This window comes from Paenibacillus amylolyticus (genome assembly GCF_050990605.1).
GTDB classification, from domain to species: Bacteria; Bacillota; Bacilli; order Paenibacillales; family Paenibacillaceae; genus Paenibacillus; species Paenibacillus amylolyticus_H.
Genome location: NZ_CP158832.1, coordinates 2713616 through 2727902, shown reverse-complemented (window position 1 = coordinate 2727902; position 14287 = coordinate 2713616). Strand labels below are relative to the sequence as shown.

At 46.5% G+C, this 14287-nt stretch carries 11 protein-coding genes and 1 riboswitch; of the genes, 4 read left to right on the top strand and 7 right to left on the bottom strand.

What is annotated here, in order from left to right; all coding sequences use genetic code 11:
* Positions 1-112: 112 nt before the first annotated feature.
* The 6 genes from ABTV53_RS12545 to ABTV53_RS12520 form a co-directional block, all read right to left on the bottom strand.
* Positions 113-1066: an EamA family transporter gene (locus ABTV53_RS12545; protein ID WP_433753304.1), complete on the bottom strand. Its 954-nt coding sequence runs from the start codon at positions 1064-1066 to the stop codon at positions 113-115.
* 107 nt (positions 1067-1173) lie between these two features.
* Positions 1174-1284, bottom strand: a riboswitch (purine riboswitch).
* A 76-nt stretch (positions 1285-1360) separates the two neighbouring features.
* Complete coding sequence (locus ABTV53_RS12540) at positions 1361-3580, bottom strand: DEAD/DEAH box helicase (RefSeq protein ID WP_433753302.1); 2220 nt, start codon at positions 3578-3580, stop codon at positions 1361-1363.
* Positions 3577-4920 (bottom strand): ATP-binding protein, encoded by a 1344-nt coding sequence (locus tag ABTV53_RS12535; protein WP_433753300.1) that lies wholly within the window; start codon positions 4918-4920, stop codon positions 3577-3579. Before ABTV53_RS12535 ends, ABTV53_RS12540 begins: the two co-directional genes overlap by 4 nt.
* 6 nt (positions 4921-4926) lie before the next feature.
* Positions 4927-6504, bottom strand: a complete 1578-nt coding sequence (locus ABTV53_RS12530) for a TerB N-terminal domain-containing protein (protein WP_433753298.1) — start codon at positions 6502-6504, stop codon at positions 4927-4929.
* A gap of 207 nt (positions 6505-6711) precedes the next feature.
* Positions 6712-9252, bottom strand: coding sequence for a diguanylate cyclase domain-containing protein (locus ABTV53_RS12525; RefSeq protein WP_433753296.1), 2541 nt, complete (start codon positions 9250-9252; stop codon positions 6712-6714).
* 319 nt (positions 9253-9571) lie between these two features.
* Entirely contained in the window at positions 9572-10168 is a 597-nt protein-coding gene (locus ABTV53_RS12520) for a biliverdin-producing heme oxygenase (RefSeq protein WP_421889135.1), read from the bottom strand.
* A 286-nt stretch (positions 10169-10454) separates the two neighbouring features.
* Here ABTV53_RS12520 and ABTV53_RS12515 point away from each other — a divergent pair, with 286 nt between their 5' ends.
* The 4 genes from ABTV53_RS12515 to ABTV53_RS12500 all read left to right on the top strand — a co-directional run bounded on the left by ABTV53_RS12515 (position 10455) and on the right by ABTV53_RS12500 (position 13474).
* The gene (locus tag ABTV53_RS12515; protein ID WP_421889133.1) at positions 10455-11252 is read left to right on the top strand and encodes a Nif3-like dinuclear metal center hexameric protein; all 798 of its coding nucleotides are present in this window, start codon (positions 10455-10457) and stop codon (positions 11250-11252) included.
* A gap of 533 nt (positions 11253-11785) precedes the next feature.
* Positions 11786-12211: a DMT family transporter gene (locus tag ABTV53_RS12510; protein WP_421889131.1), complete on the top strand. Its 426-nt coding sequence runs from the start codon at positions 11786-11788 to the stop codon at positions 12209-12211.
* A 43-nt stretch (positions 12212-12254) separates the two neighbouring features.
* Complete coding sequence (locus tag ABTV53_RS12505) at positions 12255-12953, top strand: Crp/Fnr family transcriptional regulator (RefSeq protein WP_433753293.1); 699 nt, start codon at positions 12255-12257, stop codon at positions 12951-12953.
* A 14-nt stretch (positions 12954-12967) separates the two neighbouring features.
* Entirely contained in the window at positions 12968-13474 is a 507-nt protein-coding gene (locus ABTV53_RS12500; RefSeq protein WP_433753291.1) for a DMT family transporter, read from the top strand.
* A gap of 64 nt (positions 13475-13538) precedes the next feature.
* Here the strand turns inward: ABTV53_RS12500 and ABTV53_RS12495 are convergent, their stop codons facing one another.
* Entirely contained in the window at positions 13539-14258 is a 720-nt protein-coding gene (locus tag ABTV53_RS12495; RefSeq protein WP_249911804.1) for a YebC/PmpR family DNA-binding transcriptional regulator, read from the bottom strand.
* Positions 14259-14287 lie beyond the last annotated feature (29 nt).

Sequence of the window (14287 nt, the reverse complement as noted above, 5' to 3'; positions counted from 1 at the left end):
TGTAAATGTTTAGTTCAATTTATATAGAATATTTAAATAAAAAAAACCTGATTTCTCAGGCTTTTCTACGGTTATACCCGTTTTTACTTCGCTATATCCCTTTTGGTATAACTCAGGAATATATCGGTGTACTTCGACTTCGTCTCACTCGTAATTTATACAACTCTGGCAGGGCAACTCCAATGAGCACAATGATAACCCCGAACCATTGCAATCCGCTGACATGCTCATGGAGCACGATAGAGGATAACAGTACTGCGATTGGAAGCTCCACTGCACCGAGGATTCCGGCCATATCGCCTCCAATATGCGGAACGCCGATAGCGAACAGTACCGGTGGAATGAATGCCCCGAAGAATCCAAGCAGCAATCCAAATACAAGCAACTGACTCCAGATCAAGCCGTTAAAGAGGAATGTCGGTGGGAATAAAATGCACAGCAGGATCAATCCGCCTGTAACCATCCACGCACTGCGGAAGGCTGGATGCGCGGAAGGAACCGCTTTGCCGCTGAACAATACAAACAGGGAATAACTTACGGCTGCCATTAGTCCAAGAGCAATACCCAGTCCGCTGAACTCACCCAGACCCTGTTCCAGGAAACCCGCTGCCAGCAATGTTCCACCAAACAGAATGATTAACGTCAGGAACGTGACTTTGTCTGGACGTTGACGTTTGCTTATCGCCTGAATCAATACGCTAATCCATGTGAACTGGAACAATAGGATAATGGCAAGTGAAGCCGGGATATAACGTAAAGACTGATAATACACGAGACCAGTAATTACCGTTGGTGTTCCGGCAGCCATCAATAACAGACGTTGTTTCCACGTCAACCGTTTGAACACCTGTGCCACTGCTCCTGATGCTTTACCACTTGCCTGTGACTTTCGTTTTGTTCTAAATCTTGTGTATAGCGCCAGCATCCAGGATAGAAGAAAACCCGTGATCAGCTGTGTTCCCACAACCTCCCCAAGTTTATATCCTTCGCCGTACGCCAGAACCACAATCGTGGATAATATGCCATAGCTCATCGCTCCCGCGAGAACGGACAGATAATATTTCATTGTGAATAAACCTCCTGATGATAAGAAAAATAAGCCTGCATGTTTGATTCATGCCAAGGTCACAGACACCATACAAATGCAAAAAATCCTAACTACGAGCAAGGAATAAATGAATTCCTTGGCATCGTAGTTAGGAAGTATAGGCTTCCCGTAGAGACCCTCGCCCTGTGTACACTTTCGGCCTGCGAGGTTATACGAAATGATATATGCAATTTGATGTAATTCGTGTGTGACGACTTTTCATATATTACATGGGAGGTGAGATGGTGTCAACCCTATTCCGCATAAAAAACGTCAGGTTAGATTAGAGCCTAAGGAATCCCACTCCAATGTTTGCTGTAAACCTGCCTTCAATCCATCCAGATCCAACCCGTCTACGGCAAAAGCCTCACGGATCAAAGGCGGAGCGACAAATTCATCATACTTGCCCAGATAAGGCGCTTCATCTTCAGCCAGTAACGCTGATGCGTCTTCAGCTGTCCGACACTCACTCATAATCTCAGCCAACAATGTTCGTTCATCGACCTTGCCAGACACTACAAAATAATATGGCTCCATGGGAACAACTGAACGCAAGGAAAGTTTCTTGGACAGATTATGCTTCATCAGTCGCTCCAGTGTACGAAATGATTTACTTCCAACCCAGGGAAGAACATACATCGAATCTCCCCCTGCCGGGATGACGACCTGCTTCAACAGTCCGCTTTCACGAGCCAGGCGGCGTGCCCGTTCAAGTCGATTGACGGCTTGTGGAGACAGATACGGATATATGACCGAATCGGATAATACCTCACGCATTTTCTGTACCACCGACGTATGAATATCTCCTCCCGCTCCAAGCCATAACGTATCCACTTTACCTTTTGCAGACTTCACATACACAGCCTTGTGCTTGTGATCGACCTCTTCCACTTTCCACAGTTTGCCTGCAAGCGAGAAACAATAGCCAGGTGGGGGCACGGTTGTAATGGAACCAATCTCTTCCGAGCCGTTGAGTACTTTATGTTCCTCATCGTCCTTGAACACCGCGTAGAAGCGATAATTGTTCACGATTTTCTCACCTGTCAGACCGATAATCAATGTTCGATCCTCTGTCCATTGCAGGTGATCCGTCTCAATGAGGTAATTCAGGAAAACCTGATATTGATCAGGTCTAATCAATGCAAATGGGGCCAGCGAGAGGATGGCTTCTGCAAGATCTCTCGGCTCCGCCTCCCCCATACTTTTCAACATGCTCATCGTCTGATGGTAGAGTACGCCTATCGGCATTTTACGAGCTTCGAGCGGCTCGACCCACTTGGTTTTTACATAGAGTTCGATAACAGCAATGGCACGCATCAACGTCCACGGCATGCGTGCTGGTAATTGTGCTTCCTCATCCTCTTCCTCCGGACATACAAAAAGCATCTCTGATGCCATGTCCTCTCGTCTCCCCGAACGTCCCAGACGCTGTACAAAGCTGGACGCACTATACGGTGCACCCAGCTGAACCACACGTTCCAGCTCACCCAGATCGATGCCCAGTTCAAGTGTGACCGTTGCCGCAGCAACCGCGGGCCCTGATCCGGTGCGCAGGGCAGCTTCCGTTTCCTCCCTCAGCATGGCCGAGATACTTCCATGGTGCACATGGAACACATCACGTTCCTGTCTGCGAGCAGCGACCCGCCGCATTTCAAGAATGGTGACTTCTGCATCGGTACGGCTGTTAGTGAAGATCAACGCTTTTTTGCGATGTGTACTCTCATAGATGAAGTCATAGTAGGCTTTGCGCGCGTTATGAAGCTGCTCCGCCTGCTCTTCATCCTGTGCGTCTGGAAAAGAGAAATGTTCCACCCGCAGTCGAAGCTTGCGACCACCCGGGGAAGAGACGACATCCACCCCCTGCTGCGTTCCGGCAGCAAGCCAAGATGTACCCGCATCATAGTCACTAAGTGTAGCCGACAAGCCAACTCTTCGCGGTGCACAACCAGCCATACGTTCGATTCGGGCAAGCTCGCTGAGGACTTGAATCCCTCGATCCACTCCCATGAAGGCATGCACCTCATCGATAATGACATACCGCAGATCATGAAACAGCGCCGGAATCGCATTTGGTCGATTCATGAGCAGACCTTCCAACGATTCTGGCGTAATCTGAAGCACACCGGACGGATTTTTCATCAGTTTTGTTTTCTCCGCCTGAGGTACATCCCCGTGCCAATGCCAAACCGGAATATTCCCTTCGGTTAGCAGATCCTTAAGACGTTCGAATTGGTCGTTTATCAGAGCTTTCAAAGGCCCGATATACAAAATGCCAACCGATTTGGAGGGCCGCTCATGCAGTTCGGTCAAAGCAGGAAAAAAGGCCGCCTCCGTCTTGCCGGAGGCTGTACCTGCCGCAATCAGCATATGATGCGGGGTATGAAAACAGATATTGCAGGCCTCAATCTGGGCAGGCCGAAGCGATTCCCATCTTTTTTTATATATAAATTCCTGAACGAATGGCGCAAGCCGGTAAAATGGATTCTCACTCATAATTCAAACTCCGCCAGAAAATCATCCAGATCATCCTTATTTGCGGAAGCATCTGTCTCTTCCCCCGTTTCCTGAGGTTGGACAGCCCGCTCGCCAAGTAATTGCGTATATGTCACTTCGGGATTCTGGTGGAGCGTATGTAGTACATCCATAAAGTCCCGTACCACTTCACGCGTGGTCAGCAATTCATCCGCCCCCAGTCGGTTCACCGCCGTTTGCATAAAATCAACCAATTGTTCATCCGTCAGACTTGCACTGTATCCAAAATGCAGGGCATGAATCTGCCGCAGTTTCTGGAGCAGAATCAGAATCTCTTCATGCGATAACATCGCCAGCTTCAGGATCGGGCCCGTATAATTTGCATACGCTTTGGCTGCATAACGACCATCAATAAGCCTGGAGCGAAGCGCTTCATAGCTGTATAGTCCACGCCGTTCATCCTCCACAAATTGTGGCGTACCGCCTACAAATATGCCCAGGTGCTCCGCCTTGCCCTGCATCGTATCATTAAACATGGTCAGCAATTTCTCATAGTTGCTTTGACGGGAAACACTGTTTGTAATTTTGTACAGATTCACCGCTTCATCAATGAATAACAGCAATCCTTTGTAACCAATGCGCGCTGTGAATTCAGACCACAATTTGAAGTAGTCATACCAGTTGTCATCGTCAATGATTACACCAACAGCCAGTTCTTTTTTTGCTTCCGTTTTGGTTGCAAATTCTCCTCGAAGCCAGCGAAGCGCCGCCTGTTTGCGATCATCATCAGCGAGCTTGTACCCATTCCAGTAGGAAGCCAGTACCTTGGCAAAATCAAAGCCGTGAACCAGATTCTGCATCTCACCTGTCACCGCATAGATCTGCTTCTCAACCTCCAGCGGCAGAGCGGGATCATCCGGGCGCAGGTTCTGACTTTGCATCGTGGATTGTTGCAACCCGGCGATCCATTTTTGCAAAATCGGTTCCAACGCTCCCCCATCCGGGCGTGTGCGTGTAGACAGACGAGTCATCAGTTCGCGATATGTCGCAAGTCCCTGACCTTTGGTACCCACCAATCGTCGCTCTGGTGACAGATCGGCATCTGCCACAACGAAATCACGGTCCATCGCATAGTTACGAATCATCTGCAAAAGAAAGCTTTTACCGCTGCCATATCGGCCGGTAATGAGTTTGAACGCAGCGCCACCCTCGGCGATATTATCCATATCCCGCAAGATGGCTTCCACTTCCGGCTTTCGGCCAACAGCAATCTGCTCCAGTCCTATGCGCGGGACAACACCCGCCGTTAACGAATTTACAAGTGCGGTGGTCAGCCGTTTTGGTATTTTAAGTTCTGTCACTGCATATCACCTCTTCACATGTTCGAACACATCTATATAATCAGGAACAATCCGATCACCATCAATCAGAAGATCACCGATCGTTTCCATAGCCACATCATTAATTTCATCCAGCAGAAGCGTAGGCATCGTTCCGTATTGCTCAGCCAGACGCATCAGCTCCGTATCAGGAGTTGCGCCAAGTAGCACATGAATCGTTTGCACCTGTTGAGGGGATAGTTCCTTGGCAAAGAGCAGCCATTCTTCATCCAAATCAGCCTCAGCAGACTCGTCCCACTGCAACCTAATAGATTCTACTTGCGCTCCTGTTGCAATCTCTACTGCGCATGGCTCCGACTCCATGGAACCTTCAGTTGGAGTGATCTCATCCCTTGCTTCTAGCGCATCTACTGAATTACTTGCAACATTTGCGCTGTTAACCTCTTCATCCTTTACTTCAGAAGAGTGATCATCCTCAATCGTAAGAGCCATTCGTACGTATTCACTTTCCTGCTGTAACGATGCCAATTTCTCTGTATCAATACGAATCATCGGTTGTTCCACAGACTCCGCCTTTTCGATCGCATATGTTTTGTCCAAGTAACGCTCAATCAGATTCGCAAGTTCGGCTTCTAGTGTCTGTCCTCGCAATCGGCCTCTGAATCCGAGCAGTTCACGAAGTTTATTTTCAGTACATCGATAGATCCGCGTAACCATCAGCACAAATTCAGCCTGTTCACCTATGGGCATATACCTGAACGATACCGATCTGCCATAGATGGAATCATCATAGACTGCTTTGCGAAACAGGACACGCTCGACCTTACGTTCCTCGTTGGGTTGAAACTCTGGCAACAGTCCAACTTGTCGGGTACGCTCCAGATACGATTGAACCAATGCCATGACCCGTGGGATATACTGCTCCATCACTTCTTTGCCGCCATCTCTATAGAACTTACTGAGTGTAATATCGTAATCATAGTATCTTTGCAGCATATTCAGCGAAATATCGGAGACTTTATCCTGTAAAATACGTTGCAGCTCCATATCCAGCATCTCTGCTGGCAGATATCCGCCCGAAAGTCCCATAATCTCGGATAATGACATCTCCATCTCATGGACCAACACATAATCGACCATCCACTCTTGCATATATATATTTAATTGAGGAAGCCGTTCACGGTAATTCACCCATAACTGCTTTAATTGATCATAACCCTCCTGAGGAGTCCGCCAGCCAATGCCGTTAATTAACTCATAGATATGAACAAATAGATAGGACAGATCTGTATCCGGGTATCTCCCCTGGCGTACTTCCTTCCTCCAGAACAAATACCACTTGCGCTGGGCTTCGTTCATTACACCATACGTTGGCCAGTAGCTCATAAATGGAACCCACGGGGATACCCCCCCCTCCATCTCTGCCCACTGCTTTGCTTCCTCTACAAAACGTTTTTCCGAGGACAATGTGCTTCCACGGTGCTGCATCGTATCCTGTGCACTCTGTACAATGGTCGAACGATCAGGAACCGGGACCGCTGCTGTTTCAGGTTCTTCACTCAGATCTATCTCCATAAATTCCAATTGTCTTGAGTTGTCTTTCATAGAACGTTATCTCACCCTCCTCCAAGACAGAATACGAACAAGTGTATCCATATGGATCATTATATCACTTGTCCTGTGTCTGCGGTGACGAAATTTAGCATTAATGGACACAAAAAAGAAGGCATTTCTGCCCTCTTTTCATCTTGTATTTTTAACTTTTTCACTAATTGATGATATCTTGGTAGAACGATCATTGCACAGGTGTAATCACACGACAATCGCGCGATTTTTCCCTTCACTTTTCGCTTGGGCCAACGCTCGACTCGCTTTTTCGATTAAGTCGGATGCATCGTAAAGCTCTTCTGGCACCAGTACTGCACCACCGACACTAACAGTGACGACTCCACTCGGACCGGATGATTCCCTTTGAATCTGGAGAGACAGCACGTGCTGTCTGATCTCTTCAGCAAGTTTCCCTGCTGCATCAGACGTTGTGCTCTTCAATTTTAACATAAATGTGCCTCCTCGCAGACGAGAGATCAAGGCATGATGCTGTTCGCTAACCACCGTAAGCACCTCACCGATCCATTGCAGACACAGATCGCCTCCTTGAAGGCCATATGCTGCATTATAGGAACGGAAATCATCAATATCTATAATGAGCAGTCCCAAACTGCATTTTTCTTGTAAACATTCATCCCAGTCGGCCTGAAGCTGTGATTTGAACACCGTCTGAATTGGCATATCCGTTAACGGATCTGTCGTCAGATAATTTTGAAGCTGGCTCGTCGTTTCGGTGTAATGGTCCTGTTCAAGGTGAGATGCTCCACTGTGGAGGAGTACCATCACAGAAGGTTTCCCTCCATGAGTTACTTCAGCGAGTGTAACTTCAAGCAACAATGAGGTACCTGTCGCTATGGTAAAATAGGACTGGCTTGTGATCAAACTTGTATTGTTCTGTTTTAACTCCTCAAAACTCCGTTTTAATGGCTCTCTCGCCTGGTCTGGTACAAAATCTTTGAAATCCTTGCCCATCAGATTTTTGGAATTCTCAAATCCGAGCAACTCCGCAGCCTTGGCATTACAATAGATAATCTTATCGTCCGTTAGCGTAAAGAATGCCACCGGCGAATAATTCATTAACTGCAAATATCGCTGTTCATTTTGTCGCAAAATACGAGCATTCTGCAGCGCCTGTTCTTCGGCCTGAACCAACTGGTTCTCTGTCTGCCGACGTACAATGGTTTTGAGTAAAGGCAACACGCTCAGTTCTTTGGATGTCCATGGATACGAAGTTGATTTTACAACCTCACGCCATTTCTCGAATGATTTACGAGGGGACAACCGCATGCCGTCATCCGTTTTTAGCACCGCTTTGGCTGGGTCACCCGCCCAATCGACAACCTGGACGACCTCAGGCCGAAACCAGATCATATAGTTATGCTGTCCAGGTGAAATGGCAACATAAATAACCCCGGAAGCCTTATCCTGATAAAATTTGGACGCTTCATACTCTAAGCTCAGTTTCGATGTGTAATAACTGTAATCCTCAGACTTGCATGCCAGCCAACCTGCCAGTTCACGAATCTGTCCGCTGTTCGGGGTTTCACCATATAACAACAGCTTGTCCTGATAACAGATTGCTGCTCCGGTAGCATTCATCAGGTTTAACACCGTCTCTTCTTCCCCCTGCAATTCCTCAAGTACTCGGACAGGACTTGTGTTTCCGATAAAAATGTTGGCAATTCGTGAAGCAGCTTCACGTGATTGAATCTCTGATTGATAATCATCCAGTTGCTGACGCTGGAACAATTCATTCGAGAAGAACGCCCCCAGGAAATTGCACAGATTCCGTACCCGATGGGGGACATATCTGGCCTTATAATGATGGCATGTAATCAGTCCCCACAACTGATTGTTATGAATGAGCGAGATCGTTACCGTGGCACCTACACCCATATTATGCAAATATTCAATGTGTAGCGGAGATACGCTGCGTAAAACCGAAAGACTCAAATTCAGCGGTTTGCCTGTGACCGGTTGAAGTGTGGGCACAATCTCCACGGGTTTATAATTAACATTCACAATGGTTCGAAGCCAATTGCGAAGATATAATTCCCGAGCCTGTTTGGGGATATCTGAAGCCGGATAGTGATGTCCCAGGAAGGGTTCGAGTTCTTGTTCACGTGCTTCAGCAATAACTTTACCATTCCATTGCTCGTCAAATTCATAGATCATAACCCGGTCATAGCCGAGCATTTCCTTAACCTGTTCAGCGGCAATTTGACTTGCTTCCATCCGACTATCTGTACTTTTCATCCGACCGAAGAATCGGGATATCCATTCAAAGTCGGTGGTTTCCATGTCTGCTTTTTCATAAATAGGCTCAATCTCCAGAATAAGCAGACCTTCACTTTCATGAAGAACAGAGGAGAAAACCCGGTCTTCACCAGACACCTTAATGGTCAGATCCATGTAATGCAAATCAGAGGTTACATCCGCATTAAAGCTGCTACCCAAAAGTTTGCTTACTTCTTCCTTACCAATCAGATTTTCCAAAGGCATACCCAGAACATCCTCATAGGCAACACCCAGATGGTCCTCCGTATTTTGGCTACACTGAACAATGGTTGGCGTAAGACTGGTATTGATGGCCAAAAGAACACCATGAGGTTGAATAAAGCCGGGGATATGAATCGGTTCTTTATCACAGTTACTCAGATCTATCGGATCATTGCTGTATGTTCCCTGATGAAGCAAGGTGCGGTTTAACAAATTTTGTTCTTTCTTGGACTTAGGTTCGGCCATGGCCAGGAAAATCCCCTCTCATGATGTTATATAAGTTGAAATGATGATTATTTACATTGCACTACGAGGACAGAATAACCTTCCAATTGCTGTTATCCCCAGATTTTATCGACTCTCTTTTCTAAAGGGAAAATCCGGTTATAAGCGTATGCTCACTACGATGTAGCTTTCTTGCAGAAAGCTTTAGGCGAACGTTTCGCTTTTTCAGGTTTTCTCTGTCCTCTCCGTTAAGTGTAAATGATCAATTCAACTTATATAGATACCTTTTAATATAGAAAAAAGTCCGCCAAACAGGCGTTTGGGTTGATAAACCGGCATGTTACTTGTCCGTATTAATCCACTGGTCCAGCAGTCGGAATGTCTCAGATGCACTGTGTACCATGTTGTCATGATCTTCTGGCGTGCTGATAGACTGCTGTAGCAGACCCATAAACTCGCTCCATCTTGTTCTTGTCTCTGAGCCGTAGGCATTGAAATATTCCAATCCACGATCCGCTTCAATCGGCAGGAACTGTGACAACCGTTTGGTCATGATCTGTCCACCGTTCGTGGACCCCTCAATTACATACAGGTACCCGAACATGCGGGCAGGTGTTGAAATGTCCGGCAGTTCTTTGCATAGTGGAAGTTGGCTGATTTCCTCTTGACTTGCACCAAGATTATGCAAATCTTTCTCCAGCAGTCCTGCCTTCCCCCTAATCTCGATATCCAATCCCGTACTTCCCCAGAAAGGCTGTTGTACAGCCTGATCTTCCAACGGTTTGAGGAATCCATAAAACTTTTCTAAATATGTTCTATATTCTTCTATAGTCACAGTTTGATTCATAATGGCTTTTGCATAAGGGTTCTGTTCTACTTGTCTGTGGTAATGAGCTGTCTCGCTCTTCAGACGTTCCATAATATTTGTTGCTGTCATCGTAGTTATCCCCTTTCACAATCTGCTCTGCTGTTGCAAACAGCTCCATTTAATGTAATAAAGACTCTATGTAAGTATACTTATTCTTGTTTGAGAAAACTATACGAATCCAATATCCGTGTACGACCAACACTTTTTTACGTTGTTATCTTAACTGACTGTAATCTGTAGTATTTTAGTATTAACCGAAAATCATAAAACTGACCCCCATAATCTGGAGGACAGTAGATTTCAGATGACAACATGGTACACTATTTTTATAACTGTCATTGGAGGAATGCATTCTATGGATCTTACTGTTCAAGATGTTGTACTTCATCTCTTAGATAACATTGAACTGCCGGAAAACACGGTGGATCAGCTCATTACAGGCTCACTTGATTGTAAAGTCACAGGCATTATCATTGCTTTCATGCCCACACAATATGTTATTGAACAAGCCATACAGCACGGGGCCAACTTAATCATTGCGCATGAATCTCCGTTCTATAACCACCACAGTCATACGGATTGGCTTGCAAAAGATTCAGTGTATATGGACAAAAGGAAGTTGATCGACGAAGCAGGCATTTCCATCTATCGTTGTCATGATATCATCCACCGCTTCCAACCGGATGGAATTACCGAAGGATTGATTCAGGCATTGGGGTGGTCACCTTATGTAGAGCAACGACTACCAGAAGCAGACGTCCTTTCTTTGCCGGAAGAACAGAGCGTGCAGGCTATTGCCCACCATGTGAAAACTTGCCTTGGGATCGATTATGTACGCGTCGCAGGAAATCCGGAAATTGTCTGTAGACGCGCAGCGGTACTGGTAGGTTTTCGTGGTAATGGACATGTGACGATTCCCTTGATTCAGAATGAACAATTGGATCTCATCATCGCTGGAGAAGGATTCGAATGGGAAACACCGGAATATATCCGTGATGCCATGCAACAAGGCAAGTCCACGGCACTAATTATGATGGGACATGCCGAGAGCGAGGCTCCGGGCATGAAGCTATTGGCAGACAGGTTGGCAGAACGTTTTCCCGAGCTGTCTGTTCGTTTTGCAGGGGAGCGGCCTGTGTACACTGTGATCTGATCATACGTTTGATTGGATTAGTAACGAATGAAATGGAATCGATTGATATGGATTGGTATGGAGAGGATTTTAGCTGATTGGTTCAAAGCTCTTCCCCCGCGTACCCTACCCTGGAGTTGTCCATCTGTTCTGTGCTCCGGGGTCGAGTCGGCGGACTCTGCAACGAACCTCACACACTCTATGTAGCGAATATTTGCCGATTATCAAAAGTAACGAATCGTAGACACTCTATTCCTTCGTTTTCCCTGCTTTCCCCACCCTTCCTACCTGAGCCCATTTAACGCCGCTGAGGTTCGTTAGATTTCTCAATTCAGCCAAATTAATACAATAAGGTTTCACTGGTTCGTTAGAGGTTTTGTAAAAAGAGTACTGAGCACATATACCGCGCATTTCTGCATGCCACATCTGGATTTCCCGAGTTCTTTATTGTACTCTAGATGCTGTGACTTCAAAGCTCAGGACATTTGTCCTTGGCGTTTGGGGTGAGTTTATCATTAAATAGAAGTCGAAGTAATTGAATAAGGAGCGTACATATGAGAGGAATTATTTTTGCATTGCTAGGCGGCGCGTGTATCACGCTCCAAGGTGTTGCCAATACGCGGATTAGTACCGACATGGGCACATGGCAGGCCGCTACAATTACACAACTGACAGGATTCATCTTAGCAGCGCTGATCCTGGTGTTCGTTAGAGACATTAACCTTCAAGGACTCAGACAAGTAAAACCCATGTACCTGGCTGGTGGTGCATTTGGCGCCGTCATTATTTTCAGCGAAGTGACAGCCATTCAGCAAATTGGGGTTACGTTCACAATCTCGGCCCTGCTCATTGCTCAGCTGTTCCTGACTTTTCTCGTTGACAGTAATGGATGGTTCGGCGTGGTGAAACAAAAGATGAAATTGCCTCAATTTCTGGGCATTGCCTTGATGATCACAGGTGTCATCATTATGAAACTATAGTTATGAGAGTGATTGGAACACATCGTCGGGGGTGAACAACAACGTGGAAGAAATCCATGAAGAGCAACAATTATTACATTATCTGAAGCAATATCAACTCGAAAAGGTATTTCACGAGCCCCTGCGTCCACATATGACGATATGCCACTTCAAGAAGTGTGAACTGATCTGTCGTGAAGGGGAAGCCTCCGAATATTTATACGTGTTGGTCGAGGGTAAAATCAAGATTTTCACTACCTCCGCTCAGGATAAAACGCTCGTGCTTTGCTTCAAGACACCGCTTGAAGTCGTCGGAGACATAGAGTATGTCCGTGAAAGCGATATTGTCAATACGGTTCAGGCCGTGTCGCCTGTTATCATGCTTCGCATCCACTATCAATGGCTCGCTGAGCTTGCCAGCGATTACGCACCTTTGCTTAAATTTTTGCTCAAAATCATCTCACACAAATTCTATATTGATTCGAACTTCTCCAATTTCAACCTCATGTACCCGGTGGAGGTTCGTCTGGCCAGCTACCTGCTCTCCATCTCAACAGAAGAAGCAGGCAACGTGGTTCATGAAGAACTGGACGCGTTCAATCTGACCGACATCGCGAATCTGATCGGTACCAGTTATCGGCATCTCAACCGGGTGATCCAGAAACTGTGTGCAGACGAATTGATTGAACGACATCAGGGATTGATTATGATTAAGAACCGTGCAGGTCTGCGCGAAATAGCAGGTCACAACATTTATGAATAAGGAGTTCGACAACCATGTTAATCACAGGCATTTCGCTTGCGTTGCTGGCAGGAGCACTTGTCAGTCTGCAAACGATTTTTAATAGCAAAGTCAATGAACGCACCGGTTCATGGTCCACAACAACGATGGTGCTTTTCACCGGATTCATTGCTTCGTTCCTCATCTCTCTGCTAGTGGAAGGCAAAAATACATTCAGCTTCCAGCATATGCAACCCTGGTACTGGCTCAGTGGAGCCATCGGCGTTGGTGTAGTCTTCTGTCTCGTGCAAGGCATGAAGCTGCTTGGCCCCACGTATGCCATCTCGATCGTGCTGACATCCCAACTGAGCTTTGCGCTCCTATTCGATTCCATGGGGTGGCTAGGTCTCGAGCAAATTCCTTTCTCGTGGAATCAACTGCTCGGTGTACTTGTTATTGTGGGTGGAATTGTGTTATTCAAGTTCGGTGGGGGGAACTCGGAAAAATCAGATCCGTCAGATGCATCTGACAAGTCACCCGGCTCCCTGCAATCCAACTCTTAAAATAACTAAAAAGAGTGTCCGTCCAATCCCGGAGATTGGTCAGACACTCTTTGTATCGTGCAGCTTACTCTGCAAACTCTACGTTATGGTAGACCTGTTGAACATCTTCAAGGTCTTCGAGCGCATCGATCAGTTTCTCGAACTGAGCTTGTGCATCCTCTGGAAGTTCGATATGATTTTGCGCAAGCATCGTCAGCTCGGCTACGGTGAACTCCGTAATACCGGCTGCTTTGAATGCTTCCTGTACAGCGTGGAATTGATCCGGTTCTGCATATACGATGACAGCATCATCTTCGTCCACGATATCACGTACATCTACGTCTGCTTCAAGCAGAAGTTCAAGTACTTCCTCGGAGTTTTTGCCTTCTATACCGATAACCGCTGTTGGATCAAACATGTAAGCAACAGAACCGCTGACACCCATGTTTCCGGCGTTTTTGTTAAACGCAGAGCGTACTTCCGGCGCTGTACGATTGACGTTGTTGGTAAGTGCATCAACGATGACCATCGCCCCGTTCGGTCCGAAGCCTTCATAACGCAGCTCTTCATAGTTCTCATCCCCGCTGCCCTTTGCTTTTTCCATCGCACGATCAATAATGGCTTTGGGTACATTATACGTTTTGGCACGTTCCAGCACGACTTTCAGTGCACGGTTCGCTTCCGGGTCCGGTTCGCCCTTCTTGGCAGCTACATAGATCTCAACGCCGAATTTAGCGTAGACCCGGCTCGTGTTTGCATCTTTTGAAGCTTTTTTTTCCTTGATATTATTCCACTTACGACCCATATCGTTTCCGCTCACTTTCAACATGTAAT